Annotated in this window: 22 protein-coding genes; 14 read left to right on the forward strand and 8 right to left on the reverse strand. The window is 63.2% G+C overall.

Going from position 1 to position 26,562, the window contains the following annotated elements; all coding sequences use genetic code 11:
* Positions 1 to 20 precede the first annotated feature (20 nt).
* The 5 genes from AB7783_RS14970 (at position 21) to AB7783_RS14990 (ending at position 7,515) form a co-directional block, all read left to right on the forward strand.
* Positions 21 to 1,196 (forward strand): acyl-CoA dehydrogenase family protein, encoded by a 1,176-nt coding sequence (locus tag AB7783_RS14970; RefSeq protein WP_089265293.1) that lies wholly within the window; start codon positions 21 to 23, stop codon positions 1,194 to 1,196.
* 9 nt (positions 1,197 to 1,205) lie between these two features.
* Positions 1,206 to 2,300: a CaiB/BaiF CoA transferase family protein gene (locus tag AB7783_RS14975; protein ID WP_441278066.1), complete on the forward strand. Its 1,095-nt coding sequence runs from the start codon at positions 1,206 to 1,208 to the stop codon at positions 2,298 to 2,300.
* A gap of 25 nt (positions 2,301 to 2,325) precedes the next feature.
* Positions 2,326 to 3,177, forward strand: a complete 852-nt coding sequence (locus tag AB7783_RS14980) for an FAS1-like dehydratase domain-containing protein (RefSeq protein ID WP_441278067.1) — start codon at positions 2,326 to 2,328, stop codon at positions 3,175 to 3,177.
* A gap of 337 nt (positions 3,178 to 3,514) precedes the next feature.
* Positions 3,515 to 5,143, forward strand: a complete 1,629-nt coding sequence (gene mdlC / locus AB7783_RS14985; RefSeq protein WP_441278068.1) for a benzoylformate decarboxylase — start codon at positions 3,515 to 3,517, stop codon at positions 5,141 to 5,143.
* Positions 5,144 to 5,172: 29 nt separating this feature from the next.
* The gene (locus AB7783_RS14990) at positions 5,173 to 7,515 is read left to right on the forward strand and encodes a molybdopterin guanine dinucleotide-containing S/N-oxide reductase (RefSeq protein ID WP_441278069.1); all 2,343 of its coding nucleotides are present in this window, start codon (positions 5,173 to 5,175) and stop codon (positions 7,513 to 7,515) included.
* A 210-nt stretch (positions 7,516 to 7,725) separates the two neighbouring features.
* Here the strand turns inward: AB7783_RS14990 and AB7783_RS14995 are convergent, their stop codons facing one another.
* Together AB7783_RS14995 and trhA are read right to left on the reverse strand one after the other, a co-directional pair.
* A complete protein-coding gene (locus AB7783_RS14995) occupies positions 7,726 to 8,520 on the reverse strand; it encodes an SDR family oxidoreductase (RefSeq protein ID WP_441278070.1) in 795 nt (264 codons plus the stop codon).
* 85 nt (positions 8,521 to 8,605) lie between these two features.
* Positions 8,606 to 9,304 carry a PAQR family membrane homeostasis protein TrhA gene (trhA, locus tag AB7783_RS15000; RefSeq protein WP_441278071.1) on the reverse strand — a complete coding sequence of 233 codons (699 nt, stop codon included), beginning with the start codon at positions 9,302 to 9,304 and terminating at the stop codon, positions 8,606 to 8,608.
* 224 nt (positions 9,305 to 9,528) lie between these two features.
* On the opposite strand from trhA, the gene AB7783_RS15005 reads away from it, so the two are divergent.
* Both AB7783_RS15005 and AB7783_RS15010 read left to right on the forward strand, forming a co-directional pair.
* Complete coding sequence (locus AB7783_RS15005; RefSeq protein WP_441278072.1) at positions 9,529 to 10,992, forward strand: YcjX family protein; 1,464 nt, start codon at positions 9,529 to 9,531, stop codon at positions 10,990 to 10,992.
* Positions 10,989 to 12,017 (forward strand): YcjF family protein, encoded by a 1,029-nt coding sequence (locus AB7783_RS15010; RefSeq protein WP_441278073.1) that lies wholly within the window; start codon positions 10,989 to 10,991, stop codon positions 12,015 to 12,017. Before AB7783_RS15005 ends, AB7783_RS15010 begins: the two co-directional genes overlap by 4 nt.
* A 109-nt stretch (positions 12,018 to 12,126) precedes the next feature.
* Here the strand turns inward: AB7783_RS15010 and AB7783_RS15015 are convergent, their stop codons facing one another.
* Positions 12,127 to 12,519: a RidA family protein gene (locus AB7783_RS15015; protein ID WP_441278074.1), complete on the reverse strand. Its 393-nt coding sequence runs from the start codon at positions 12,517 to 12,519 to the stop codon at positions 12,127 to 12,129.
* Between the two features lie 147 nt (positions 12,520 to 12,666).
* Here AB7783_RS15015 and AB7783_RS15020 point away from each other — a divergent pair, with 147 nt between their 5' ends.
* Positions 12,667 to 13,410, forward strand: a complete 744-nt coding sequence (locus AB7783_RS15020) for an ArsR/SmtB family transcription factor (RefSeq protein WP_441278075.1) — start codon at positions 12,667 to 12,669, stop codon at positions 13,408 to 13,410.
* Here the strand turns inward: AB7783_RS15020 and AB7783_RS15025 are convergent.
* Positions 13,392 to 14,990 (reverse strand): glycosyltransferase family 39 protein, encoded by a 1,599-nt coding sequence (locus AB7783_RS15025; protein ID WP_441278076.1) that lies wholly within the window; start codon positions 14,988 to 14,990, stop codon positions 13,392 to 13,394. The genes AB7783_RS15020 and AB7783_RS15025 overlap by 19 nt on opposite strands.
* 119 nt (positions 14,991 to 15,109) lie before the next feature.
* On the opposite strand from AB7783_RS15025, the gene AB7783_RS15030 reads away from it, so the two are divergent.
* From AB7783_RS15030 to AB7783_RS15040, 3 genes are all read left to right on the forward strand, one after another.
* Entirely contained in the window at positions 15,110 to 16,870 is a 1,761-nt protein-coding gene (locus AB7783_RS15030; RefSeq protein WP_441278077.1) for an adenylate/guanylate cyclase domain-containing protein, read from the forward strand.
* Between the two features lie 164 nt (positions 16,871 to 17,034).
* The gene (locus tag AB7783_RS15035; RefSeq protein ID WP_441278078.1) at positions 17,035 to 17,280 is read left to right on the forward strand and encodes a hypothetical protein; all 246 of its coding nucleotides are present in this window, start codon (positions 17,035 to 17,037) and stop codon (positions 17,278 to 17,280) included.
* A gap of 322 nt (positions 17,281 to 17,602) precedes the next feature.
* Positions 17,603 to 17,803 carry a cold-shock protein gene (locus AB7783_RS15040; protein ID WP_068734210.1) on the forward strand — a complete coding sequence of 67 codons (201 nt, stop codon included), beginning with the start codon at positions 17,603 to 17,605 and terminating at the stop codon, positions 17,801 to 17,803.
* 280 nt (positions 17,804 to 18,083) lie between these two features.
* On the opposite strand, the gene AB7783_RS15045 is transcribed toward AB7783_RS15040, so the two are convergent.
* Together AB7783_RS15045 and AB7783_RS15050 are read right to left on the reverse strand one after the other, a co-directional pair.
* Positions 18,084 to 18,653 (reverse strand): hypothetical protein, encoded by a 570-nt coding sequence (locus AB7783_RS15045; protein ID WP_441279702.1) that lies wholly within the window; start codon positions 18,651 to 18,653, stop codon positions 18,084 to 18,086.
* Positions 18,654 to 18,821: 168 nt separating this feature from the next.
* Positions 18,822 to 19,286 carry an Lrp/AsnC ligand binding domain-containing protein gene (locus tag AB7783_RS15050; RefSeq protein ID WP_068734214.1) on the reverse strand — a complete coding sequence of 155 codons (465 nt, stop codon included), beginning with the start codon at positions 19,284 to 19,286 and terminating at the stop codon, positions 18,822 to 18,824.
* A gap of 112 nt (positions 19,287 to 19,398) precedes the next feature.
* Between AB7783_RS15050 and putA the strand changes: the two genes are divergently transcribed.
* From putA to AB7783_RS15065, 3 genes are all read left to right on the forward strand, one after another.
* Positions 19,399 to 22,401, forward strand: a complete 3,003-nt coding sequence (putA, locus tag AB7783_RS15055) for a bifunctional proline dehydrogenase/L-glutamate gamma-semialdehyde dehydrogenase PutA (protein ID WP_441278079.1) — start codon at positions 19,399 to 19,401, stop codon at positions 22,399 to 22,401.
* 278 nt (positions 22,402 to 22,679) lie between these two features.
* A complete protein-coding gene (locus AB7783_RS15060) occupies positions 22,680 to 23,885 on the forward strand; it encodes a CaiB/BaiF CoA transferase family protein (RefSeq protein ID WP_441278080.1) in 1,206 nt (401 codons plus the stop codon).
* Positions 23,886 to 24,103: 218 nt separating this feature from the next.
* Complete coding sequence (locus AB7783_RS15065) at positions 24,104 to 24,670, forward strand: fasciclin domain-containing protein (protein WP_441278081.1); 567 nt, start codon at positions 24,104 to 24,106, stop codon at positions 24,668 to 24,670.
* Positions 24,671 to 24,862: 192 nt separating this feature from the next.
* On the opposite strand, the gene AB7783_RS15070 is transcribed toward AB7783_RS15065, so the two are convergent.
* Together AB7783_RS15070 and AB7783_RS15075 are read right to left on the reverse strand one after the other, a co-directional pair.
* Complete coding sequence (locus tag AB7783_RS15070; RefSeq protein WP_176454609.1) at positions 24,863 to 25,021, reverse strand: hypothetical protein; 159 nt, start codon at positions 25,019 to 25,021, stop codon at positions 24,863 to 24,865.
* Positions 25,022 to 25,033: 12 nt separating this feature from the next.
* On the reverse strand, positions 25,034 to 26,545 hold the full coding sequence (locus AB7783_RS15075; RefSeq protein WP_441278082.1) for a hypothetical protein: 1,512 nt from the start codon (positions 26,543 to 26,545) through the stop codon (positions 25,034 to 25,036).
* Between the last annotated feature and the right edge of the window lie 17 nt (positions 26,546 to 26,562).

A 26,562-nucleotide genomic window follows, 5' to 3' on the forward strand; every position in this document is an offset into this window, starting at 1 on the left:
AAGAAGAGAAGCTCAATTCCTTGACGAAACACCATCCCGCGGAACAGGACGAATTCCACGATATCCGCGATGCCGTTGCCAAACTGTGTGCACAGTTCCCCGGTGAATACTGGCGCAAGCTCGACCGCGAAATGGCCTATCCGAAGGCTTTCGTCGATGCACTGACGGAAGCCGGCTACCTGTCGGTTCTGATCCCCGAGGAATATGGCGGCTCCGGCCTCAAGCTCTCCGCAGCAGCGGCGATCCTGGAAGAGATCCAGCGCGCCGGTTGCAATGGCGGCGGCTGCCACGCGCAGATGTATACGATGGGCACGGTGCTGCGTCATGGCAATGACGAGCAGAAGGCCAAGTGGCTGCCGAAGATCGCCAGTGGCGAAGTTCGCCTGCAGGCCTTCGGCGTCACCGAGCCGACCTCGGGCACGGACACATCCTCGCTGAAGACGGTGGCGAAGAAGGACGACAACGGCGACTACATCGTCAACGGCCAGAAGATCTGGACCAGCCGCGCCGAATATTCCGACCTGATGGTGCTGCTCGCGCGCACCACGCCGAAGGAACAGGCGGCGAAGCGCACCGACGGCCTGTCGGTGTTTCTGGTGGACATGAAAGAGGCCAAAAAGAACGGCCTCGAGATCCGCCCGATCCGCACCATGATGAACCACGCCACCACCGAAGTGTTCTTCACCGACATGAAGGTGCCGGCGGAAAACCTGATCGGCGAAGAGGGCAAGGGCTTCCGCTACATCCTCTCCGGCATGAATGCCGAGCGTATCCTGATCGCCAGCGAATGCGTTGGCGATGCCAAGTGGTTCATCGCCAAGGCGTCGGCCTATGCCAAGGAGCGTCAGGTGTTCGGCCGCCCGATCGGCCAGAACCAGGGCATTCAGTTCCCCATCGCCAAGGCCTATGCGAATATGCGCGCGGCCGAGCTGATGGTGAAGGAAGCGCTGCGCAAATACGAAGCCGGCATGGAATGCGGCGCCGAGGCTAACATGGCCAAGATGCTCGCCGCCGATGCGTCCTTCGAAGCGGCCAATGCCTGTATCCAGACTCATGGCGGTTTTGGATTTGCCGAGGAATACGACGTCGAGCGCAAATTCCGCGAGACCCGTCTGTATCAGGTGGCGCCGATCTCGACCAACTTGATCCTGTCCTTCGTGGCCGAGCACGTGCTCGGCATGCCGCGCTCGTATTGAGATAGACATATGCTGCCGCTCAAGGGACTGACCGTCATCGCCGTTGAACAGGCGGTGGCCGCACCATTCTGCAGTTCGCGGCTCGCGGACGCCGGCGCGCATGTCATCAAGATCGAGCGCCCCGAAGGCGACTTTGCCCGTGGCTATGACGCCGCGGCGAAGGGCCAGAGCAGCTACTTCGTCTGGCTCAACCGCGGTAAGGATTCCGTCGTCGTTGATCTCGCCACGGCGGACGGCCGCAAGGCCATGGAAGAGCTGATCGCCACCGCCGACGTGCTGATCCAGAATCTCAAGCCCGGCTCGATGGACAAGCTCGGCTTCACCCGCGAACGGCTGCGCAAGGATTATCCGCGGCTGATCTGCTGCACCATCACCGGCTATGGCGACACCGGCCCCTATGCCCATCGCAAGGCCTATGACCTGCTGATCCAGGCGGAGAGCGGATTGGCGTCGATCACCGGCGGTCCCGAAGGGCCGTCGCGCGTCGGCGTGTCCATCGTCGACGTCGCCACCGGCGCGGCCGCTCATGCGGCGATCCTGGAAGCGCTGATCGGTCGCTTGGTGTCGGGCGAAGGCGCCGATATCCGCATCTCCATGTTCGACGTAATGGCCGACTGGCTCACCGTGCCGCTGCTCAATGCCGAGGCTGGCAACGAGCCGAAGCGCATGGGCCTCGCGCATCCCTCGATCGCGCCCTATGGCGTGTTTCGCTCCAAGGACGGCAAGGACATCCTGATCTCGATCCAGAGCGAGCGCGAATGGAAGATCCTCTGCGCCAAGGTGCTCGGCGATGCCGCGCTGGCGAGCGATTCACGCCTGGTCAACGGCGTCGAGCGCGTACGCAACCGCGCCTTTACCGACCAGACCGTCAGCGACATCTTCGGATCGCTCAGCCGCGACGAACTGCTGAAGCGGCTAACGGATGCCGACATCGCGTTTGCGGAAGTGAACACCATGGCGGATCTCATCAATCATCCGCATCTGCGCCGCATCACGGTGAACACACCGAATGGCGAAGTGTCCTATCCGGCGCCGGCCGCGATCTGGGTCGATGCACCGCGCAGCTATGGCGCCGTGCCCAGCATCGGCGAAGTGCAGAAATAATCTTCAAGATCAGACGGAGGTCATCATGACCGACAAGCTCGACATCGATCATCTCAAACAGTGGATCGGTCGCACCGACGATGCCTCCGACGTCGTGACTGCGCAGCTCGTGAAGGGCCTGCGCGCGACATTGTTTCTCGACATCGGCACGCCGAAGCCCGGCGACGCCGCGCCGTTCACCACACAGTGGTGCCTGGCGCAGCCGGTGGCGGCAATGGACAAGCTCGGCCCCGATGGTCACCCCGCGCGCGGCAGCTTCCTGCCGCCGGTGCCGCTGCCACGCCGCATGTGGGCGGGCGGCGAAGTGCAGTTCATCGAGCCATTGCTTGTGGGCGACGAGGTCACGCGCACGTCAAAAATCCTCGACGTCAATCTCAAGACCGGCTCCACCGGCGCGCTGTGCTTCGTCAATGTCGAGCACCTGATCACCACCAAGCGCGGCCTCGCCATCCGCGAGCGGCAGGACATCGTCTACAGGGACATGCCGACCAGCATGGCGCCGCCGGCGCCTGCCCCGAAGGACGTGCCCGCGGCCAAGCATCAGGAGACGCATTACGCCGATCCTGTGCTGCTGTTTCGCTATTCGGCGCTGACATTCAACGGTCACCGCATCCATTACGACCGCGACTATGTCACCAAGGTCGAGTTCTATCCCGGCCTCGTGTTTCATGGGCCGCTGCAGGCGGCGCTGCTGGTGGAATTCGCCGCCAAGCTCAAGGGCGGCAAGGCGCCGGCGAAATTCAGCTATCGCGGCGTGTCACCGCTGTTTGACGGCGCGGATTTTTCGGTGAATGCGAACGAGACGGCGGACGGTCTCGAGGTCTGGACGGCGAACCATCAGGGCGCGCCGACCATGAAGGCGACGGCGAGCTGGTAATCGCAGCGACACTCCGACCTAACCTCTCCCCGCATTGCGGGGAGAGGTCGCCGCGACTTCGCGGCGGGTGAGGGGCCGCACGCTATAGAGACCCAGTGGCCTCACCTATCGGATCTCGACTTTTCGATCCGCAATCTCCCCCGCCTTTCGCGGGCTATGTGCCCCGCCCCTCACCCCACCCCTCTCCCCACGCAAGAGCGGGGAGAGGGAGCGACAGCGCGCGCCGCTCGGTCGGCGCGGTTTCACCCTCCTCCCCGATTGACTCCCCGCCCCCTCCTGCTGTTGATGAGTCAACACCACACGGCAGACAACTGCCCGATCCCGTGAGGAAACGACCTTGGCCCGCGACAGCAACAAAACCGCCGCCCGTAGTCCCGTGACCGTCAAGGACGCCACGCTCAATCTGCTGCGCGGCTTCGGCATCACCAAAGTCTTCGGCAATCCCGGCTCCACCGAACTGCCGTTTCTGTCAGACTGGCCGGACGATATCGATTATGTGCTCGGCCTGCAGGAAGCTTCCGTGATCGGCATGGCCGATGGCTATGCGCAGGCGACGCGCAATGCCGCTTTCGTCAATCTGCATTCCGCCGCCGGTGTCGGCCATGCGCTGGGCAATATCTACACCGCGCATCGCAATCAGACACCGATGGTCATCACCGCGGGCCAGCAGGCGCGCAGTATTTTGCCGCTGCAGGCGTTTCTCTATGCCGAGCGCGCCTCGGAATTTCCGCGGCCCTATGTGAAATACAGCGTCGAGCCCGCACGTGCCGAGGACGTGCCCGCCGCGATCGCGCGCGCCTATTATGTGGCGATGCAGCCGCCTTGCGGACCGACTTTCGTGTCGGTGCCGATCGACGATTGGACGCATCAGGCCCAACCTCTTGAAGCACGTTATGTGAGCCGCGAGCTCGGGCCAGATCCCAAGGCGATGCAGGAACTCGTCGCCGCACTCGGCACAAGCAAGAACCCGGCGCTCATCGTCGGCCCCGGTATCGATCGCGCAAACGCCGTCGACCTCATGGTCAGCGTTGCTGAGAAAACGAAGGCCGCCGTCTGGGTCAGTCCGTTTTCGGCGCGCTGCAGTTTCCCGGAACGCCATCCGCAATTTTGCGGCTTCCTGCATGCCTCGCCGGCACAGCTCTCCGACGCGCTACGCGAACACGATCTGGTCGTCGTGATCGGCGCGCCGGTATTCACCTTCCACGTCGAAGGTCATGCCGCAATCTTCGATGGCGACACCACGATCTTCCAGATCACGGATGATGCGGACTCGGCGGCCGTGGCACCGATCGGCACCAGCATCATCGCGACCATGAAGCCGGCCCTCAAGCTGCTGCTCGATCTGCTACCAGATACACAACGAAACATCGCCAAGGGCCGCATCCTGCCGCCGCCGCCCGCGGGTGCTGACCCGATCCCGATAGATTTTCTGCTGCACACGCTGTCGCGGGCCATGCCTGCAGATGCGATGCTGGTGGAAGAGGCACCCTCGCATCGCCCGGCGATGCAGAAGTATCTTCCGATGCGCGGCGCCAATAGTTTCTACACCATGTCGTCGGGCGGCCTCGGCCACTCCCTCCCCGCCTCTGTCGGCATGGCACTAGGCTATCCGGATCGTCGCACGGTGTGCCTGATCGGCGATGGCTCGGCGATGTATTCGATCCAGGCGCTGTGGACCGCCGCGCAGCGCAAATTGCCTTTAACCATAGTGGTTATCAACAATTCCGGCTACGGCGCGATGCGTTCCTTCAGCCAGGTGATGCAGGTGCGCAATGTTCCCGGGCTGGATCTGCCCGGTCTGGATTTCGTCAAATTGGCGGAAGGCATGGGCGCGCATGCGGTGCGCATCAGCAAATCATCGGAACTTACGGGTGCATTTACTGCCAGTCTGCAACATCCGGGCGTCAGCCTTGTCGAAGTCATCGTCGACTCGGCCGTTCCCGTGCTTTATGGACAGAAGCATTGATATGACGGGATCATAACGGAAGGGCCGGCATGACCAAGCAGCCGAACGACAACGCCAAGAGATCGCACAGCTCCCACTGGGGTGCCTTTTCCGGACAGTGGGTCGACGGCAAGCTGGTCATCACGCCGCATCCGATCGATCCCGATCCGAATCCGATCATCCAGAATTTCCCCGAGGCGCTCCGCCACAAGGCGCGCATTGCCAAGCCGATGGTGCGTCGTGGCTGGCTCGAAAATGGCCCCGGCCCGGATGACCGTCGCGGCCGCGACGCATTCGTCGAGATGGAATGGGACGAGGTGCTCGACCTGCTCGCCGGTGAGCTGAAGCGCGTCAAGGACACCCACAGTGCCAAGGCGATCTATGGCGGCTCCTATGGCTGGTCGAGCGCCGGGCGCTTCCATCATGCGCAGAGTCAGATCCATCGTTTTCTGAATGTCGCGCTCGGCGGCTATGTGCGCTCGGTCAACAGCTACTCGGCCGGCGCATCGACGGTTCTCATTCCGCACATCCTCGGCAACTACGAAGACATGACCCGCCGCAATATCGGTTGGGATGAGATCGTCGAGCACACGGATATCATTCTCGCCTTCGGCGGCATGAACACCAAGAACTCGCGCGTCGCCGGCGGCGGCATTAGCAAGCACACCGAACATCGCGACATGATCGCGCTGAGCAAGCGCGGCGGCGAACTCGTGCTGATCTCGCCGCTGAAGAGCGATCTGCCGGATGAAGTGAACCAGGACTGGGTCGCCGCGCGTCCCGGCACCGATGTGGCACTGATGCTCGGCATCGCGCACACCGCCGTGATGGACGGCACGCATGATCGCGCGTTCCTCACCAGCCATACGCACGGCTGGGATACTTTCGAAGACTATCTGATGGGCCGCAGCGACGGCCAACCGAAGGATGCGGCATGGGCCGCTACGATCACTGGTCTCACCGCCGACGCCATCCTCACGCTGGCGCGGCGCCTGCCCGGCAAGCGCGCGCTGTTCGTGGTCGCGCATTCGCTGCAGCGCGCGAAGCATGGCGAACAACCGGTGTGGATGGCCTCGGTGCTGTCAGCGATGTTCGGACAATCGGGCCTGCCCGGCGGCGGCTTCGGCTATGCGCTCGGCGCCATCGCCAATTACGGACGCCGCCAGAATGCCGTGCCGATCGCCGGCCTGCCGCAGGGCAAGAACGGCGTCAGCGAATTCATTCCGGTGGCACGCGTCAGCGACATGCTGCTCAATCCCGGCGCACCGTTCGAATATAACGGCGCGCACATGACCTATCCGGATATCAAGCTGGTCTATTGGGCCGGCGGCAATCCGTTCCATCACCATCAGGATCTCAACCGCCTGCGCAAGGCCTTCGCGCGTGTCGACACGCTGGTGGTGCATGACCTTGCCTGGACCGCATCGGCGCGCCATGCGGACTTCGTGCTCCCCTGCACCATGAGCCTGGAGCGCGAGGACATCGGCAGCTCGCAGACCGATCCGATGATGGTGGCGATGCATCAGATGGCCGAGCCGTTTGGCGACGCGCGCGACGACTATGCGATCTTCACCGGCTTGTCCGAACGCCTCGGCGCTGCCGACGCCTTCACCGAAGGCCGCACGCCGCGTGAATGGCTGAAGCATCTGTATCAGCCGACTTACGACGGCCTCAAAGCTAAGGGCCTCGACGCACCGGACTTCGATGCCTTCTGGGCGGCCGGCGAAGTGATGCTGCCGCAACTGCCGCTGGACGGCGGCACGCTGCGCGCCTTCCGCGAGGATCCCGAGGGTACGCCGCTGCCGACCACCAGCGGCAAGATCGAGATCACTTCCGACACCATCGCGAGCTTCGGTTACGATGACTGCCCCGGCCATCCCGTCTGGCTCACGCCGGAGGACGTGGTCGATGCGACCAATCCGCTGCAGCTTGTCGCCAATCAGCCGGCGTCGCGGCTGCACAGCCAGCTCGATTTCGGTGGGCATAGTTCAGCCGAGAAGCGCCGCGGCCGCGAGGTCGCGCGCATGCATCCGGTCGACGCCGATGCGCGTGGCATCAAGGACGGCGACATCATCAAGCTGTTCAATCAGCGCGGCTCGTGTCTCGCCTCGGTGGTGGTCACCGAAGACGTCATGGCCGGCGTTGTGCAGCTTCCGACCGGCGCCTATTACGATCCCGAGGATCCGAACGAGGAAAAGCCGCTCTGCGTGCACGGCAATCCGAATGTGCTCACAAGGGACACCGGCACCTCGCGCCTCGCGCAGGGCTGCACGGGTCAGCTCACGGTGGTGAATGTCGAGAAGTTCACCGGCAACCTGCCGCCGATTCAGGCCTATGATCCGCCGGTCCCGGTGATCTGGCCGCGCCCGCCGAAGCTGGAAGCTGCGGAGTAGTTTCTTCAGTAACTGAACCTGTAATGCGCAGACGCCCGTGGTCTCCCTCCCCCTTGCGGGGAGGGTCGGCCGATAGGCCGGGGTGGGGGTGCCCCAGGCTCGGTCGGAGTTTGTGGACCCCCACCCGACCGCGCTTCGCGCGGCCACCCTCCCCGCAAGGGGGAGGGATAAGAGCCGGTGCTCGCTGGGGCTACTCCAACTACGCTTCCCCTACTTCCCAAACGTCTCCCGCATCTTCGCCTGGATCTTGGCCATGCCGCCGATCCAGCGGTCGTAGTTCTCAGTCTTCTTGCGCATGTAGTCGATGACCTGCTTGTGCGGCAGGATCAGGAACGTCTCCGCCTCGATGCCGGCGAGCGCATCCTGCGCGACCTGCTCCGGCGACAGGTTGCCGTCATTGGATTGCGGGCCCTTCGGGATGTTCTTCAGCATGTTGGTGTCGACACCCTGCGGACACAGGATCGAGACCTTGATGTTATCTGCCCGGTGCGAGATCGCGAGATTTTCGGCGAAGCCAACCGCGGCATGTTTGGTGGTCGAATAGGCCGGGCTGCCGACTTGCGAGAGGAGCCCCGCGGCCGAGATCGTATTGAGGAAGTAGCCGCCGCCGCGCGCCTTGTAGAGCGGGATCAGATGCCTGGCAGCATAGACATGCGCCATCACATGAATCGCCCAGCTCTTCGCCCATGGTTCATCCGACGTGCCACCGGCATTCGGACTCATGGGATCGAAACCGCCGCCGATGCCGGCATTGGAACAGAACAAAGCGATCGGCCCGTAATGCCGTTCAGTCAGTTCGATCACATGCTGAATGTCTTTTTCCTTGCCGACATCGCATCGGAATGCGGCGCCGCCGATGGACTCTGCAACGGCTGTCGCGCGCTCACCGTCGAGATCCACGACGACGACTTTCGCTGCACCCGCTTGATGAAATGTCTCGCATAGCGCCTGGCCAATGCCATTGGCGCCACCGGTCACGACGACGACCTTGCCGTCTACCCGCATGCCGCACTCCCTTTTTGTTTGTTTTTGTTTCTTATTAGAGCATGATCTGATCCGAAAACCGGTACCCACTTTTCGGGATCATGCTCTAGGTGCTCAGCACCATGTCGAGCACGGCCGTATAGTGGCATGCGGCGCCGAGCAGGACAAATGCGTGCCAGATCGCGTTCTGGAAACGCAGCCGCTGCCAGGCGTGGAATACGACGCCCAGCGTATACAGCGTGCCGCCGGCAGCGACGAACCACATGGTGAGCGGCGGCAGCGGTGTGAATACTGCGTCATAGGCCATCAGGCCGCTCCAGCCCATGGCGAGATAGAGCACGACCGCGAGGCGATCGAAACGGCCGGGATAAACCAGCTTGATGACGATGCCGGCGATGGCGACGCTCCACACGCCGGCGAGCAGCGAGATCGCGAGCCGCGTGTTGGCGATCTGCGCGAAGAACGGCGTGTAGGTGGCGGCAATCAGAAGATAGATCGCGGAATGATCGAAGCGGCGCAGGAACCATTTTCGCGGCGACACCGGCCACATATTATAGATGGCCGACAGCACCAACATGGCCAGCAGGCCCACGGAATAGACCGAGACGGTCACCACTTCATAGGCGGTGGCGAAAACGGCAGCGAGCACGATGAGGACAGTGGCGGCGATCAGGCCGGAGAACACGCCGAGACCGTGAACGATGCCGTCGGCGATCAGTTCGGCACGGTCGTAATTCCAGCGGATCGCGCCGGCCACCATGTGAGCGGAATTACTGGTCAGTTCTTTGAATCGGAAAACGGTCATGGTGGCGTCAACCCGGCCGGTGCGATGCGGTGAGCTTGCCCCGTAAGCCCGCCTGTGACTTCCCCTGAAATCAGCGATAGATCATAGGCTGGAGATCGTCAACGAAAGCCAAACGACGAAGTAACGACGCTTTCGTGACGAACTTGATTTCAGTCAGACAATCGCCATTTTTAGAGGCAGACCAACACCCGCGCACCATTCACCATGATGAGCTTTCCCGCACGATGCCCAGCCTGTCCGAACTCGTCGAAGAAGCACGGCTGTCCGCGCGCGCATTGCTCGATTATGGCGATGGCCTGTTCAATCCCACGGTGCGGCTTGGGGTCACAGGCCTGTCGCGCGCCGGCAAGACGGTCTTCATTACCGCGCTGGTGCATGGCCTGACGCGCGGCGGACGCTTTCCCGTCTTCGAGTCGCTCGCCACCGGACGCATCGCCAAGGCGCGTCTCGCGCCGCAGCCCGACGATGCCGTTCCCCGGTTCGCCTATGAAGAGCATCTGCGCACGCTGATCGACGACCGCCGCTGGCCGAACTCCACCACCGATATCAGCGAGCTGCGGCTGGTCATCGACTATCAGCGCACGAGCGGCGCTGACCGCAAGCTCACGCTCGACATCGTCGATTATCCCGGCGAATGGCTCCTCGACCTGCCGCTGCTGGGCAAGAGCTATGAGGAATGGTCCGCGGAGAGCCTCGCGCTGTCGCGGCAAGGACCGCGCAGGGCGCTGGCTGCGGCGTTTCACACGCATCTCGCCACGCTCGATCCCAATGCACCGGAAAACGAGCAGGCGACGCTGATCGCATCGAAACTCTTCACCGATTATCTGCGCGCCTGCCGCGACGAACGCTTTGCCATGAGCTTGTTGCCACCGGGCCGGTTCCTGATGCCCGGCAATCTCGCGGGCTCGCCGGCGCTCACCTTTGCGCCGCTCGACGTCGCCAGCGATGGCAGTGCACCGGATGGTTCGCTGTGGGCGATGATGAAGCGACGCTATGAGGCCTACAAGGACGTCGTCGTCCGCCCTTTCTTCCGCGATCACTTCTCCAGGCTGGATCGGCAAATCGTACTCGTCGATGCGCTCTCCGCCTTCAACGCGGGACCCGAAGCACTGCACGATCTCGAAGCCGCCCTCGCCGGCATTCTCGATTGTTTCCGTATCGGCCGTAGCACGATCCTCAGCACGCTGTTTCGGCCGCGCGTCGATCGTATATTGTTTGCGGCGACCAAGGCCGATCATCTGCATCACCTCAGCCACGACCGGCTGGAGGATGTGCTCCGGCGCACCGTGACCAAGGCGGTATCGCGCTCGGAGCTTGCCGGTGCATCGGTCGATGTCGTCGCCATCGCTGCGGTGCGCGCCACCAAGGAAGCGCTGGTACAACGAGGCCGCGACAAGCTGCCATCGATATTGGGAACGCCGATCGCCGGCGAGGTCGCCAATGGCGAGACCTTCGACGGCGAGACCGAAGTCGCGACCTTCCCCGGCGATCTGCCGACCGACCTCGATGGCTTGTTCGCCGGCGGTTCTTTCAAGGGCCTCTCGACAGATGCCGCCGACAAGGCCGACTATCGCTTCCTGCGCTTCCGCCCGCCGCTGCTCACGCGCGAGAACGGCGAGGAGCCGGCGCTGCCTCACATCCGCCTCGACCGCGCGCTCCAGTTCCTGATCGGAGACAGGCTGCAATGACCGACCGTACGCGCCGCCCGGCCACCTTCCGGCTCGACGATCCCCACGTCACCGTCATGGACGCCGACGAGGATGCCGGCCGCCTCGCCCGCGGCACCATCCGCATCACCCCCGAAGCCGATCCGATGGCGATGCCCGTCGTCATCGACGAGCCGCTACGACCCGTACTATCAGGCTTCCGCTGGGGCACGCTGTTCTGGACCGGGCTCGGCGGCCTCGTGCTGCTCGGCACGGGTCTCGGCGTCACGCAACTGGTCCGCGACCTGTTTGCGATCAATGACGGCCTCGGCTTTCTCGGCCTCGGCTTCGCCGCACTGGTCAGCGTCGCGCTGATCGCCATCATCACACGCGAGGCGCTGAGCCTGATGCGGCTCGCCACCATCGAGAAGCTGCATGCCCGCGCGCTGGCCGTGATCGCCAGCGACGACCATGCCGAGAGCCGCGCTGTGCTGGCCGACCTGCTGAAGCTCGCACATACCAATCCGCGCCTCGCCCGCGCGCGCACGGCCCTGCAGGGCCATGCCGACGATATCATCGACGGTGCCGATCTCATTCGCGTGGCCGAACGTGAATTGATGAGCCCGCTCGACATCGAAGCCCGCCGCCTCGTCTCGGTCGCCGCGCAGCGCGTCTCGGTGGTGACCGCCGTCAGCCCGCGCGCGGTGGTCGATGTGCTGTTCGTCGCCGCCGCGGCGATCCGGCTGGTCCGGCAGCTCGCAAAACTCTATGGCGGCCGCCCGGGGACTCTCGGGATGATCACGCTGATGCGCCATGCCATCAGCCATCTCGCCATCACCGGCGGTATGGCCGCCAGCGACAGCATGATCCAGCAGGTGCTCGGCCACGGCATCGCGGCAAAGCTCTCGCAGCGGCTCGGCGAAGGCGTGCTCAATGGCCTGCTCACCGCAAGGCTCGGGCTTGCTGCGATCGACGTGACACGTCCATTGCCATTCACGGCGCTCCCACGCCCGCAGCTTGGCGATCTCGCGAAGGATCTGCTGCGCAAGCGGGACGGCGAGGATTAGTTCATTTTGGCGCAGTGATCGTAGGATGGGTAGAGCGCAGCGAAACCCATCACGGTCTTGTTTGGGGTGATGGGTTTCGCGAAGACGCTCTACCCATCCTACGATCTTGCTAAACCGCTGCCACGCAGTCGACCTCGACGTCGAACGGGCCATGCCATCCCGCAACGATGAAAAAGCCGCGCGCCGGCGGATCCGCAGAGAAGTAACGCGCATAAACCCGATTGATGGTTTCGAACTGATCGGCCCCCGTGCAATAGACATTGCACTTGATCACCCTGCCGATCGATGAACCCGCAGCCGTAAGGCACAGCGCCATCTGATCGAGGACAATCTCGATCTGCCGCTCCAGCGGGAAGCGCCTGATCTCCCCGGTCTCGGGATCATAGGGCGGCAATTGCGAGACATAGACGAGATCGCCATAGCGCACGGCCGGCGCGACTGGAACCTTCCGTGCCTCGAAATAGGATGAGAACGGTTCGACGCGAATGAATTGTGCCTGCATGTTTCCCCTCCCGGCTGCCATTATTGATCGCATCATCGCACGGGGGACGGCTGGCGCCGGGCCAATTGGTTCGGCGCCGGCCGAACCGACGGGAGTGGCGAATTATCCGGCGAGCCGCTACGCTGGGATATGGTCGCCTCCGCAAACATGGTCGAAGTCGCAGCGCTGGTTGGTGACACTGCGCGCGCGACCATGCTTGCGGCACTCATGGGAGGTCAGGCGCTCACAGCAACCGAGCTGGCGTTTCAGGCGCGGATATCCCGCCCCACCGCGAGCGAACATTTGGTTCGGCTGCTCAACGCGCGATTGATATCGGTAACACCGAGCGGGCGGTTTCGTTACTATCGGATCACGTCACCGCTCGTGGCCCAGATGCTGGAAAGCATGATCGCCGTCGCAGCCCTGGAAATGCCACCGAGGCATCGACCGCGTTCTGCGCGCGATGAAGCGTTGTGCCTTGCGCGCAGTTGCTACGATCATATGGCCGGACGGTTGGGCGTTGAGGTCGCGGACGCGCTGATCGCACGAGACTACATGCATCTGAGCGTAGACGGCGGAGTGCTTACCGACGCAGGCCACCGCTTCCTCTGCGACTTCGGAGCCAGGCTTGAAACCGACCGCCGCAGCAAGCGCATCTTCTGCCGGGCCTGCCTGGACTGGAGCGAGCGGCGCTATCATGTGGGTGGATTGGTCGGCGCCGAGCTGCAACGGCGGTTTCTGGAACTCGGATGGGTTGCGCGAACGGGCGCGACACGCGCCTTTAAAGTAACGGATGCCGGCAAGGTTGAATTGAAAGATATATTTGGCATCGACCTGGACGTCGCATGCACCAATCGCGGCCTACTTCCGCCTCGTCAACCGGGAGAGAGTCCTCAGCGCGCTGCAAGCTGAATGCGTGACGGCACAGACATTTCGGCCAGCGCCGGCCAGCGATAGAACGGCGTATCAGGCTTAGGCGTCAGGTCAGGCGTCCAGCCGGTGAGCTTGTCGATCGCATAGTGCTTCATCGCCGTGCCGCGCCACATGGTATCGACTTCAGCAACAGGCGTGAGCACTGCACTCGTCGTCGCCAGCAGCGGGCGCTGGTTGTCCGCGGTCTGCGCGATGTAGAGTCCAGTGAGCCCCTTAATTCTGTCCATGCCGGGATCGCGAAAACCGATAAATCTGGCGCGCTCGTTGACCTGCACCACCGGCACCTTGTCTTTCAGATGCCAGCGCAGCATCGCATAGGTGCGGTAGTCGGTCGTCGCGATCCAGGTGGCGCCGGTGGTCTTCATCTCAGCCAGTGCGCGGTCGGCCAGCACCTGATAGCCGCCCTCGCCGCCGAGCGGATCGTTCTTGCCGATCAGGTTCCACGGCGCGGCCACGCTGTAGAGGAAGACCAGCACCACCAGCGGAATGCCGGTGGCGATGGCGGCGATGCTCCAGCCATAGGAGGCACGCACCATGCGCGGCGACCAGCCGTCGGCCGGCAGTTTCGTCAGGTTGATCGCCGCCGCGGCGATCCCGGCAGGCCACAGGAACATCGGCCAGGTATCGCCGACACGCAGGGTCAGCGACTTCCATGCAAAGAAAAAGAACGGCACCAATACACAGGTGGCGAGCAGGATCGCGACCGGTTCGCGGCGGCGATAGCCACGCCATGCCGTGACGACAACCGCGGAGAGAATGACCGGCATCAGGATGAAGCCGACCTGACCGAACTGCAGGCCGAGAAAATCGCCGAGCGTGCGCAGCGACACCTCGTTGTTCGTGGTGGCGCGGATGAACTGGAACCTGAACGACGCCCAGTCGTGGCCGGCATTCCAGATCAGGACCGGTGACGAGATCGCCAGTGCGATCAGCACGGCCAGCCATGGATACGGGCTGCGCAGCCAGCGCCCGCGCCATTCCGGCACCAGCATGAAAGCGAGAATGCCCGGTACGAACATCACCACGGTCAGCTTCGACAGCAGCGCGAGACCGCCGAAGACGCCGGCCGCGAGCCACCAGCGCCCGTCATGGCTTTCGGCAAGCCGCACCAGCGACCACAGCATCGCCATGGCGAACGGGATCAACGCGACATCCGGCGCGACCTTGGCCATCAACAATCCGTAATACAGCGCCGCTTCCGACATCAGCACCGCCAGCAGCACCGCGCGCAGATCCTGCGTGACGCGGCGAACGATGTCGGCGAGCAGCAATTGCGTCACCGCCATCGCCACGATGCCGGCGAAACGCGCGCCGAAATTCGTGTCGCCAAAGATCAGCGTGCCTGCACGGATGAACCATGAGATCATCGGCGGATGATCGAGGAACGACAGCACGTTTTCCTTCGACCAGGTCCAGTAATAGGCCTCGTCGGTGCGCAGATCGAACAGCCCGGCATAGACCAGCCGCATCGCTGTCAGCGCGACCAGCAATGCTCCGATCACCCAAAAGGCGCGGCGGGAGACATTCCGATCGAGGTAAGGGTCGGGGAAAGACGTCATCGCCGAGCTTTTCGGCGGACTTCGCCATGCTGTCAACTTGTTGACTTTACTGCTGGATAAGGTCTGTCCGGAGGCCGCTCCGGATGGCATCGGAGCGCGTCTCGCCGTAGGGTTTCGCCATGGACGCAACGTTCAAGACAGCCGGCAAGCCTCCCGGGGCCACCCCCGCCACCACATGGTGGCGCGGCATCGGGCTGCGCCAGGTCAGGCTGGTCTGCGGACTCGTGCTGTTCACCTATCTGCTCAGCCATTTTCTGAATCACGCGCTTGGCAATATCTCGCTCGACGCGTTGCAGACCGGCGTCGTCATCCATGCCGGCTTCTGGCAGTTCTTTCCAGTCGCCGTGACCTTCTATTCGGCGGTGACGATCCATGGCGTGCTCGGGATCTGGGCGCTGTTCGAACGCCGGCAGTTCCGCTGGCGAGCCGTCGAGCCGCTGCAACTGGTACTCGGGCTCAGCATTCCCGCACTCATCGTCGGCCATGTGGTCGCCGTCCGCCTGGGAGAAAACCTGTACGACATCAATCGCAGCTATCCTCAGGTGTTCTATGGCTGGATCACCTCGCCCGCGAAGACGTGGTCGATGTATCTCGTGGTGGTCGTCTCCTGGCTACACGGGTGTATCGGGCTGTATTTCTGGCTGCGGCTGAAAGCCCATTTCAAGAGCCTCGCGCCCTATCTTCTGTCGGCTGCCGTGCTGATCCCGACACTGGCGCTGCTTGGTATCTTCCAGGGCAAGCGTGAGGTCGAGGCCAAGCTGGCATCGCCGCAATGGCAGGCCGAGAATTTCGGCCCGGACCGGATGGGCACCGCTCCACAGCAGCAGACACTGGGCGACATCACCGGCGATCTCCTGATCGGCTATCTCGCGCTGCTCGGTATCGTGCTCGCAGCCCGCGCCATCCGCATGGTCGTCGAACGCCGCGCCGGGATGATCAATCTGTCCTATAGCGACGGTCGCAAGCTGCGCGTCCCTCTCGGCCTCAGCGTGCTGGAAGCGAGCCTGCGTCATCGCGTGCCGCATGCCAGCGTCTGCGGCGGACGCGCGCGCTGTTCGACCTGCCGCATTCGCGTCACCAGCGGTGTCGAGACATTGCCGGCACCTTCCGCGCGCGAAGCCTTCGTGCTGAGCAGGATCGGCGGCGCTGCAGATCCCGCGGTCCGGCTGGCCTGCCAGTTGCGGCCGACAACTGATGTGGCCTTCGTTCAACTGTTCGCACCGCAGGTGACCAGCGCGAATGCGCATGCGTCGCAGCCGGCGCGGATCGGCCAGGAGCGTTATCTCGTCTGCATGTTCGTCGACATGCGCGGCTCCACCATGCTCGCCGAGAAGCGGCTGCCTTACGACACGGTGTTCATCGTCAACCGCTTTCTCGACGCCGTCTCGCGAGCTGTGATCGCAAGCGGCGGCAAGCCCAACCAGTTCATCGGCGACGGCGAGCTGGCGCTGTTCGGCCTCGCCTGCGATCCGCAGACCGCATGTCGTCAGGCCCTGCAGGCTGCACAGCTCATTGCCGAGAATATCGAGGAACTCAATCGCGCCCTCGCCCATGACCTGCCGCAGCCGCTGCGTTTCGGCATCGGCATTCACGGCGGCGAAGTCATCGTCGGCGATATCGGCTATCGCGACCACATGGTGTTCACCGCACTCGGCGATGCGGTCAATGTCGCTGCACGCCTGCAGGACATGACCAAGAGCCTCGCTTGCGAAGTCATCATCTCCGAAGAAGTAAGCACCACTGCAGGCCTCGCGGGTGACGCGCTGCCACAACAGGACGTTGCGATCCGCGGCCGTGCCGCGCCGATGAATGTACGCACGATCGCAGATGCGAAGGTGCTTTCGTCTCTCGTTACCAGCGACATGGTTTCCGCGCTTTAACGCTGTTCCTGCAGGGCGCGCGCTTTGCCTGCCTGAACAAGCATTCAGAAAATTCCTACAGAATTTCTTCGAACCCGCTCCGAAATCGATGCGACGAATTTGCGATGGATCGAACAGACAGATCCCGCAACCAGCGCTTCGCGCATCACTGAAGGAGAATGACCATGTTTCGCAAACTCGCACTCGCATTCGTTGCTGCAGCTTCCCTCGGCGCGATGGCGCTGACGCCGTCCACCGCATCGGCCCATGGCTGGGGCTGGCATGGCCATCACCACCACTTCCATGGCGGCGGCTTCTACGGCCCCAATTTCGGCATTGGCTATGTCGGTGGCGGTGGTGGATGCTATGTGAGCCGCCGCGTGATGACGCCCTACGGCCTGCGCTGGCGCACGGTTAACGTCTGCTACTAATCCTCGCATGAGGGCTGCGAACCCCGGCCACCTCGGCCGGGGTTTTGCATTGCAGCGATATCACCAGCCTGCAGGCGACAACGCATGGTCGTATTGCGACCGAACCCGACACTCTACTTTTGCGACCTTCCGCCGCGTCGGAAACATCCTGAATAGCGACGAATCCCGGCAAATTGGACAGATAACGGTCGGTTTGGACGATTTCTGCACGCCGTTTGAGCTATCAAGCTTGGCAATCCGCGGGTAACGTGCGCATGTCGGATATGCCGGTTTGCGGGGACCGGCAGTTCGTTATCGATTTTGATCCCGCGGAGACGACGTGATGACTAAAGGCACTGTGAAGTGGTTCAACCCGACGAAGGGTTATGGATTCATCCAGCCGGCGAATGGCGGCAAGGACGTGTTCGTTCATATTTCGGCAGTTGAGAAGGCTGGCCTTTCGACACTGAACGAAGGACAGACCGTTGAATTCGAGGAAGTTGCCAACCGCGGCAAGACCTCGGCTGAGAACCTCAAGGTCTGATACATCTGGTTTGATACCAGTGTGATCCGGCTGCTTCCCCGAAGTTTTCCAGATCACGCCTCAACAATGTAGAGCGCATTCGGCACGAGCGGTTTCCTCCAAAGGGGCACCTCTCCTGCAACGCAATCAGTTTCACGCAGGATTGCGCTAATTCGATCCGCGGTGTGCGCTCTAGCCTAACTCCAAAAGTCCGAGCTGAGATCTTTCGAGGTCCGCTCCTTAGAGCCGCCAGTTGACGTGACGCACGCCTCAGCGACGCGACGGCCCTCCATTCCCTGCTTCAGTTTTCCTTGACCCACTGATCGGCCGGCTTGACGTCCGGGAGCTGCGCATAGCCGCGCGTCCACATGTCGACCACCCATTCGGTGCCCGTCGCGCGGTCCAGCAGCACGGCGGTATTGTGCGGCGTCTGCAGCACCAGCGCATTGCCGCGATAGCGCGGATTGCCCACCGTGTGATGCTTGAGCAAACCCCAGTCCTGGATGATCAACAGCAGGCTGGTGACGTTGCGCGTCGTGTCCCAGCAATCGAAATTGTGCTTGTCGTCGAAATAACGGAAATCCGCATTGGCGATCCGCTTGTCGGTGCCGAGCATCGGGCCGACGCGGCGGTCCCACCACACCACCGCCTTCTGCACCGCGGCGCGTTCCGCCACGGCCGACCCCTTGCCCGCGGCGAGAAGCTTGGTGAGCGCAGCCCTGTCGGCAGGCGTGAAATCGAAGGCGTGGCGACGCCGGCAGACGAAGCCATAGCAGATGGTCATGGAACCGGCGGATGGCGGGTAGATCGACACCGACGTGTAGAGATCGCTGACCTCGCGGGACATTTCGATCGCGCGCGCATGCGACATCGAGAACAGGCCGGTCAGCGCGATGACACCTGCCGCCATCAGAATACGAAAATCGGCGACACGAAGATTGAAGTAGCCTGCCCGCATGATTTGCTCCGAGAGAAACGCGCGGAAACCTAACGCAGCGTTCTCGGACTGCCAAGGCAACGGCGGCGTTATCCCGGCTCGCTATCCCACCGGCAGCGGTGCGTCGCGCTTCACTTCTTCCATGACCGCGTAAGTGCGGCTCTCGCGCACGCCGGGCAGCGCCAGCAGGCTTTCGCCGAGAAAACGACGATAAGCGCTCATGTCGGCCACGCGCGCCTTCACCAGATAATCGAAACCGCCCGCCACCATGTGGCACTCCAGCACTTCCGGCGCGAGCCGCACGGCGCGGGCGAAGCGTTCGAATACATCCGGCGTGGTCTTGTCGAGCAGCACCTCGACGAAGACCAGGAGGCCAAGACCGAGCATCTGCGGATTGAGCCGCGCGCCATAGCCTTCGATATAGCCGTCGCGTTGCAACCGCTTCAGCCGCTCGCCGATCGAGGTCGGGGACAGGCCGACCTTCTCGGCCAGCTCAACATTGGCGATTCGGCCGTCAGCCTGCAGGACGGCGAGGATTTTCCGGTCGATCTTGTCGATGTCACTCATATCAGGTGTATAGCACGGCTATTTCCGGATTATCTAAGGTAAAATCGCGATATCTCCTATCGAACTACGGTAAGACCGCGATTAGCCTTGCGGGATATCCGAGGAAACGCCCATGACGCCCGATTCCATGCCTCCCTTCACCGCTCCCTATGCACCGGATGATGGGGCCATCGCCGCCGGGCTTCTGGCCGACGCAGCCATGACGCCCGCCCAGGACGCGCGGATCGACGCAACGGCGACGCACCTGATCGACGCGATCCGCACCAAGGACGACCGCTTTGGCGGTGTCGAGGACATGCTGCGGGAATATGCGCTCTCCACCAAAGAGGGCCTTGCGCTGATGGTGCTGGCCGAGGCGCTCTTGCGGGTGCCGGACGCGCGGACCGCCGACGCCTTCATCGAGGACAAGCTCGGCCAGGGCGATTTCATCCATCACGAGACCAGGTCGAGCGCCTTCCTCGTCAACGCATCGGCGTGGGCCCTCGGCATCTCCCAGCGGGCGATCCAGCCGGGCGAGACGCCGACGGGCACGCTCGGCCGGCTGGCGAAGCGGATCGGCCTGCCCGCGGTGCGCACCGCGACGCGGCAGGCGATGCGGCTGATGGGCAGCCACTTTGTGCTCGGGGAAACCATCGATGCGGCACTGGCCCGCGCGCGTGCGCCGTCCGAGCGCCCGGCGCGCTATTCCTTCGACATGCTTGGCGAAGGCGCGCGCACCAAGGACGACGCGCAGCGCTATTTCGACTCCTATGCCTCGGCCATCTCGGCCATCGGCCACGCCGCGGGCAACAACCCGCTGCCCGACCGGCCGGGTATCTCGGTCAAACTCTCGGCGCTGCATCCGCGCTATGAGGCGGTGAGCCATCAGCGCGTGATGCATGAACTCGTACCGCGCCTGATCGCGCTGGCGCAGCAAGCGAAGAGCTATGACCTCAATTTCACCGTCGATGCCGAAGAAGCCGACCGACTCGAATTGTCGCTCGATGTCATCGATGCGGCCTTTGCCGATCCCTCGCTGGCGGGTTGGGACGGTTTCGGGCTCGCGATCCAGGCCTATCAGAAGCGCTGCGCGGATGTGATCGATCACATCGACGCGCTGGCGCGCCGTCACGATCGCAAGATGATGGTGCGGCTCGTCAAGGGCGCTTATTGGGACACCGAGATCAAGCGCGCGCAGGAACGCGGCCTCGCTGGCTATCCGGTGTTCACGCGCAAGGCGATGACCGATCTCAACTATATCACCTGCGCACAGAAGCTGCTGGCTTTACGGCCACGCATCTTTCCGCAATTCGCCACGCATAACGCGCTCACGGTTGCGACCATCCTCGAACTGGCCGGCACCAGCGGCGGCTACGAATTCCAGCGCCTGCACGGCATGGGCGACGCGCTTTACGATCAACTCGGCCAAGATAATCCCGCGATCCGCTGGCGTACCTATGCGCCGGTCGGCAGTCATCGCGATCTGCTGGCCTATCTGGTACGGCGCCTGCTGGAGAACGGCGCGAACTCATCTTTCGTGGCGATCGCCGCGCATGACGCTGTGCCGATCGCAAGCTTGCTGCAGCGACCGGCCGCGATCATCGGCGCTCCCGATCGCGCGCGACACGCGAAGATTCCGCTGCCAGCCGATCTCTATCGACCGGAGCGCACCAATTCACGCGGCATCGAATTTGGCGAACACGCTGCGTTGAACAAATTGCTGGCCGAGATTGCGACCAGCAAGCCTGACATGGACAAGGTGGTCGATGCCAATGCCGAGCAGGCAGGTGCTGCAGTGACGGCAGCACGCACTGGCTTTGCATTATGGAGCCACACCCCAGCACATGAACGCGCGGCGATCCTCGACAACGCCGCCGATCTGTTGGAACAGCGCCGCGCGTCCTTCATCGCATTGCTGCAACAGGAAGGCGGCAAGACGCTCGACGATGCGCTGTCGGAGGTCCGCGAAGCCATCGACTTCTGCCGCTATTACGCCGCGCAGGGCCGCAAGCAATTCGGCACTGGCCAGACAATGCCCGGGCCCACCGGCGAGAGCAACGTGTTGAGCCTGCGCGGCCGTGGCGTCTTCGTCGCCATCTCGCCGTGGAATTTTCCGCTGGCGATCTTTCTCGGCCAGGTCAGCGCCGCACTGATGGCGGGCAACACGGTTGTCGCCAAGCCGGCCGAACAAACGCCACGCATCGCGGCACGGGCCGTACGCCTGCTTCATGAAGCGGGTGTGCCCGCGTCAGCATTGCATCTGATCCAGGGCGACGGCCACACCGGGGCGGCGCTCGTCGCGCATCCCGCCATCGCCGGTGTGGTGTTCACCGGCTCGACCGAGGTGGCCCGATCCATCAACCGCACCCTCGCCGCCAAGGATGGCCCGATCGTGCCACTGATCGCCGAGACCGGCGGCATCAATGCGATGATCGTCGATGCCACCGCGCTGCCGGAACAGGTCGCCGACGATGTGGTGATGTCGGCGTTCCGGTCGGCCGGGCAGCGTTGCTCCGCGTTGCGGCTGCTATTGGTGCAGGACGATGTCGCCGACCGCATGATCGAGATGATCGTGGGCGCAGCCCGGGAACTCAAGCTGGGCGATCCCCGTGATACCGCCACCCATATCGGCCCGGTGATCGATGCCGAAGCGAAGCAGAAGCTGGATGCGCATATCGCGCGCATGACCATCGAGGCACGCGTACACTTTGCGGGCATGGCACCTGTAGGCAATTTCGTCGCGCCGCATATCTTCGAACTCGCGAACGCACGTGAGCTCACCGAGGAAGTGTTCGGTCCGATCCTGCATGTGGTGCGCTACCGCGCTGCCGACTTCAACAAGGTGTTGCAGGACATTGCCGACACCGGCTTCGGGCTCACGCTCGGCGTGCATTCGCGGATCGACGATATGGTTGAGCGCGTGATAGCCCGCCTGCCGGTCGGCAATGTCTATGTGAACCGCAACATGATCGGCGCCGTGGTCGGCGTGCAGCCCTTCGGCGGCTTCGGCCTGTCCGGCACCGGGCCGAAAGCCGGCGGCCCGCATTACCTCGCCCGCTTCGCCACTGAACAGACGGTCACGATCAACACGGCCGCGGCGGGTGGCAATGCAGCATTGATGACAGATCAACACTGATCCTTCTTACCCTCCCCTGGAGAGGGAGGGTCGGTGAGCAGCACGCAACGCGTGTTGCGAGACGGGGTGGGGTGAAGCCACAACGACGGAGCTTGCTGCTTCACCCCACTCCGCTGCGCGCTATGCACGCAGCGACCCTCCCCCTCCAGGGGAGGGTTAGCTGAGCCCGTTGCATCACCCATCGAAGATGGGTCAAATGCGCCACCGGATTCCGGATGGAATTAAATTCCGGCAGACGGCAAGAACAACACGCAGAACAAAAGCGACGGGAGTGACGCATGGAAGACGGTCTGTTCAAGGGGCTGAAGGTGCTGGACTGCGCGAGTTTCATCGCCGCGCCCGCCGCAGCCACAGTGCTGTCCGACTTCGGCGCCGACGTCATCAAGATCGAACCGCCGGGTGCCGGCGATCCCTATCGCAACCTGCCCAACCTGCCCGGTTATCCCAAGAGCGAACACAACTATGCGTGGATGATGGAGAGCCGGAACAAGAAGAGCCTCGCGCTCGATCTGGCCAAGCCGGAAGGCCAGGCGGTGCTCTACAAGCTCATCGCCGAAGCCGACGTCTTTATCACCAATTTCCCGCCGCCGGTGCGCAAGCGCCTGAAGATTGCCTATGAGGATATCGCGCCGCTGAACGAGCGGCTGATCTATGCCTGCTTCACCGGCTATGGCGACAAGGGCGCGGAAGCCGACAAGCCAGGTTTCGACTCGACGGCGTGGTGGGCGCGCTCCGGCATGATGGATCTGGTGCGGGCGGACGAGGACACGACACCCGCGCGTTCGATCGCCGGCATGGGCGACCATCCCTGCGCTATGGCGCTGTATGGCGCCATCGTCACCGCGATGTACAAGCGCGAGAAGACCGGCAAGGGCTGCCAGGTGAAATCGAACCTGATGGCCAATGGTGTGTGGTCATCGAGCGTGCTGGCGCAGGCCAAGCTGGTCGGCGCCAAATTCGAGAAACGCCGCTCGCGCGAGGAAGCGCTCAACGCCGTCACCAATCACTACAGGTGCCGCGACGGCCGCTGGATCATGCTGTCGCTGCTCGCCGAGGAGCGGCAGTGGCCGGCTTTCACCAAATGCCTCGGCCGCGAGGACCTGCGCGACGATCCGCGCTTCGCAACCAAACCTGATCGCCATGCGCGCTCGGTCGAGCTGATCAAGATCCTCGACGAGGTGTTCGCGACCCGCGAACTCGCCGACTGGCGCGAGCGGCTCGACGGCAATGGCCTCGTGTTCGGCTTTGTCGGCATTCTCGACGATATTCCGAACGATCAGCAGATGAAGGACAATGACGTGCTGATCCCGTTCGAAGGAACCGACATCCTCACCATCAACAGCCCGATCTGGGTCGGCGGCGAGACCAAGCGCAAGCCGCATCTGCCGCCGTCCATCGGCCAGCACAGCGACGAGATCCTGCGCGCTGCCGGCTTCGATGATGCCGATATCGCGCGGTTGCGCGCTTCCGGCACGGTAGCATAGTCACGCAAGCCGCGGGTTACGCAGCCCGCGCGAAAGAGTTTCAAATTGCGATGCGGCCTGTGATCACGAAGTGGTCACAGGCCGATCTGAAACCGCCTCTCCCAGCACGCGTAACTGATCTCGTTAGCGCAACAGGCACTCGCCATGTCGTGCGGCCACGAGATCACGACGTCTGCGGATTCCCCGCCGGCGACGCCACTATCAACCGGGAGACGACCATGTCCAAGAAGCGCATTGCACTGCTGTCATTTGCCGCCTTCAGCACGCTGATGATTTCGGCGAGCTTCCTTGAGCCTGCTGCTGCCAAGATGATGAAGGGCGAGAACACCGTCATGGTTGGCGGCGCCGCGATGTATCCGTCGAAGAACATCGTCGAGAACGCGGTGAATTCGAAGGATCACACCACGCTGGTCGCCGCCGTGAAAGCTGCCGGCCTCGTCGATACGTTGGCCAGCCCCGGCCCGTTTACCGTCTTCGCGCCGACCAATGCCGCATTCGGCAAACTGCCGAAGGGCACGGTCAATACGCTGGTGCAGCCCGAGAACAAGATGACCCTCACCAAGATCCTCACCTATCATGTGGTACCCGGACGGCTCTCGGCGGCCGACCTCACCGATGGCAAGAAGCTGACCACCGTCGAAGGCCAACAGCTCACCGTCAAGCGTTCGGGCGGCAAGGTCACGATCGTCGATGCCAAGGGTGGCACCTCCACGGTGACGATCCCGAACGTCAACCAGTCGAACGGCGTGATCCACGTCGTTAACACTGTGCTGATGCCGGGCTGATTGATCTTACCTCTCCCCGCTTGCGGGGAGAGGTCGAATTGCGAGCGGAGCGGAGCAATTCGGGTGAGGGGGAGCCAATATTTCACACGCTGGCTCCCCCTCACCCGTCTCGAACGCCCTTCGTGCGTTCGATCCACCCTCCCCCCCCCCGCCTAGCGAAGCTATGCTTCGCACAGCGGGGCGAGGGAAACACTACCGCGCCAGCAGCCATCCGAAGAAGCCGAGCCCGAGCAGAACCGCCACACCGATCGCCCAGACGCTGACGCGGATGCTGCTCGTTGTCTGTTGCTTGCTTTCGTTCTCGGCGATCGCGATATCCCGTTCCTTGATCTCTTTGTCGGTCTCGTTCATCGCGTCCTCATTTCATTTCACGAAACACATGCCGATTGCAGACGACGCATCCGCGCCAACCTGCTGACAGGCGAGACCTTCGGCACAGGTCCAGGACGCGAAGCTCTTGTCCGCGACGCCGTTCTGCTTCGGTCGATAACATGTCGCGCCCCAGCCATCGAGTACAGGCGATCCCACCAGTTCGTGGCTACCGCGCGTCTGTGGACGATCCGAAAAGCCGCGCGAAAAATCCGGCGCCTTTCCATCGCGCATCGCCATGACGATATCGCGACGGCGGGGCTGGTCACCAATGAAATGCGGCGATGCAGGAACCGCTCCTTGCGTGGCTTGATCTGCCAGCGTGTCGGCGCCCGGAAAATGGAAGCCGCCGATGCCGCGGATCTGGTGGCAACCACCGCAGGTGATGTCGTTCAGCCGCCGCGCGAAGCCAGCCGGCGAACGGATATTCTCCAAGGCGCCGCCCTGCGCCACTGCCCGCTCCAGCGCGGCGACGACGTCGCGCTCGCTGAACACGCCCTTCCCCTTGCTGTCTATCAGCCCGAACTCCGGCTGTAGCGCCGACGGTGCAAAGCCGGCTGGTGTCGACGACAGCGACGTGGTCGCAAGGAATTTCTCGGGGATCAAAACTGTACCGCGATCGAAAGCAAGGAGATTGGCGGGCGCAAGCAGCCAGTCGCGAAACGCGCGACCGAGCGCCGCATCAGCCAGCAACCGGTCACGGTCGATCTGGTTCTCCATGGGTGCCTCGCGAAACTGCTTCACGGTGGCATCGAAGCGAAACACCCTCTGCAAATAGTCGGTGCGGAATTCCTGCGTCTCGGACTTCGGTCGATGCGCAATCTGCAGATTGGTCTCGACGCGATCGATATGCGCGGCTGTGATTGTCGCAAGCGGACCATCCGGTTTCAGCAGGCGATCTGCGCGTGTTGCGCCAGTCTCGGTGAATGACGCAGAGTCGAGCCAGCGCCCGGCGAGATCCGCGCATGTCACCGACGCATCGTTCAGGTCCTTCGCACGAAGCACAAGATTGAGCGTCATCGGCAGACGCGGCGGCGTTGTGCCAGCGGCCGTGCGCGTGAGGCGATAGATCAGCCTGATCTCGCCGCAGGTCTCCGGCGCGACATAGGCCCGGTCCATACGATCGACGATCCCGGCGAGAACGAACCGCGCGTCCGGCGATGTCAGCATTGCCTGGTCGAACAGTTGCACATCGTGTCCAGGGCCGACGCCGATGCTCACGCCCGGCTGGTGTGTGCGGTGATCGGCGAGATAGCGCGCGAAGGCATTGTCCAGCGCGGCGCGGATTTGTGTCGTCGCAGGCAGAGCAAACAGCGCGTCGTTGGGGATCGGCGTTGTCCGCGCGGGATCGAGCAGCTGCGCGAGGCCGAGACCGCGGGTGTTGTGCGTTTCCAGTGCCCGCAACACACCGGGATCGGTGACGGCGAGACCATTGCCCTCATCCGCCCGCGCGACGGGAGCCACGAGGCAGAGCAGCACGGCAATGAAGCTCAAGCGAAGTCGCACGGCGCTATCCCAGACGT

It is taken from the genome of Tardiphaga sp. 172_B4_N1_3 (assembly GCF_052076035.1).
Lineage (GTDB): Bacteria > Pseudomonadota > Alphaproteobacteria > Rhizobiales > Xanthobacteraceae > Tardiphaga > Tardiphaga robiniae.

What these genes read in the sequence shown, in the direction of transcription:
- putA (WP_441278079.1), top strand. Translation starts at nt 19,399, where the DNA reads ATGACGCCCGATTCCATGCCTCCCTTCACCGCTCCCTATGCACCGGAT.
- AB7783_RS14980 (WP_441278067.1), top strand. Translation starts at nt 2,326, where the DNA reads ATGACCGACAAGCTCGACATCGATCATCTCAAACAGTGGATCGGTCGC.
- AB7783_RS15030 (WP_441278077.1), top strand. Translation starts at nt 15,110, where the DNA reads ATGGACGCAACGTTCAAGACAGCCGGCAAGCCTCCCGGGGCCACCCCC.
- AB7783_RS15050 (WP_068734214.1), bottom strand. Translation starts at nt 19,286, where the DNA reads ATGAGTGACATCGACAAGATCGACCGGAAAATCCTCGCCGTCCTGCAG.
- AB7783_RS15005 (WP_441278072.1), top strand. Translation starts at nt 9,529, where the DNA reads ATGCCCAGCCTGTCCGAACTCGTCGAAGAAGCACGGCTGTCCGCGCGC.
- AB7783_RS15065 (WP_441278081.1), top strand. Translation starts at nt 24,104, where the DNA reads ATGTCCAAGAAGCGCATTGCACTGCTGTCATTTGCCGCCTTCAGCACG.
- AB7783_RS15025 (WP_441278076.1), bottom strand. Translation starts at nt 14,990, where the DNA reads ATGACGTCTTTCCCCGACCCTTACCTCGATCGGAATGTCTCCCGCCGC.
- AB7783_RS15015 (WP_441278074.1), bottom strand. Translation starts at nt 12,519, where the DNA reads ATGCAGGCACAATTCATTCGCGTCGAACCGTTCTCATCCTATTTCGAG.
- trhA (WP_441278071.1), bottom strand. Translation starts at nt 9,304, where the DNA reads ATGACCGTTTTCCGATTCAAAGAACTGACCAGTAATTCCGCTCACATG.
- AB7783_RS15020 (WP_441278075.1), top strand. Translation starts at nt 12,667, where the DNA reads ATGGTCGAAGTCGCAGCGCTGGTTGGTGACACTGCGCGCGCGACCATG.
- AB7783_RS14975 (WP_441278066.1), top strand. Translation starts at nt 1,206, where the DNA reads ATGCTGCCGCTCAAGGGACTGACCGTCATCGCCGTTGAACAGGCGGTG.
- AB7783_RS14990 (WP_441278069.1), top strand. Translation starts at nt 5,173, where the DNA reads ATGACCAAGCAGCCGAACGACAACGCCAAGAGATCGCACAGCTCCCAC.
- AB7783_RS15010 (WP_441278073.1), top strand. Translation starts at nt 10,989, where the DNA reads ATGACCGACCGTACGCGCCGCCCGGCCACCTTCCGGCTCGACGATCCC.
- AB7783_RS15070 (WP_176454609.1), bottom strand. Translation starts at nt 25,021, where the DNA reads ATGAACGAGACCGACAAAGAGATCAAGGAACGGGATATCGCGATCGCC.
- AB7783_RS15045 (WP_441279702.1), bottom strand. Translation starts at nt 18,653, where the DNA reads ATGTCGCATGCGCGCGCGATCGAAATGTCCCGCGAGGTCAGCGATCTC.
- AB7783_RS15060 (WP_441278080.1), top strand. Translation starts at nt 22,680, where the DNA reads ATGGAAGACGGTCTGTTCAAGGGGCTGAAGGTGCTGGACTGCGCGAGT.
- AB7783_RS15040 (WP_068734210.1), top strand. Translation starts at nt 17,603, where the DNA reads ATGACTAAAGGCACTGTGAAGTGGTTCAACCCGACGAAGGGTTATGGA.
- AB7783_RS15035 (WP_441278078.1), top strand. Translation starts at nt 17,035, where the DNA reads ATGTTTCGCAAACTCGCACTCGCATTCGTTGCTGCAGCTTCCCTCGGC.
- AB7783_RS14995 (WP_441278070.1), bottom strand. Translation starts at nt 8,520, where the DNA reads ATGCGGGTAGACGGCAAGGTCGTCGTCGTGACCGGTGGCGCCAATGGC.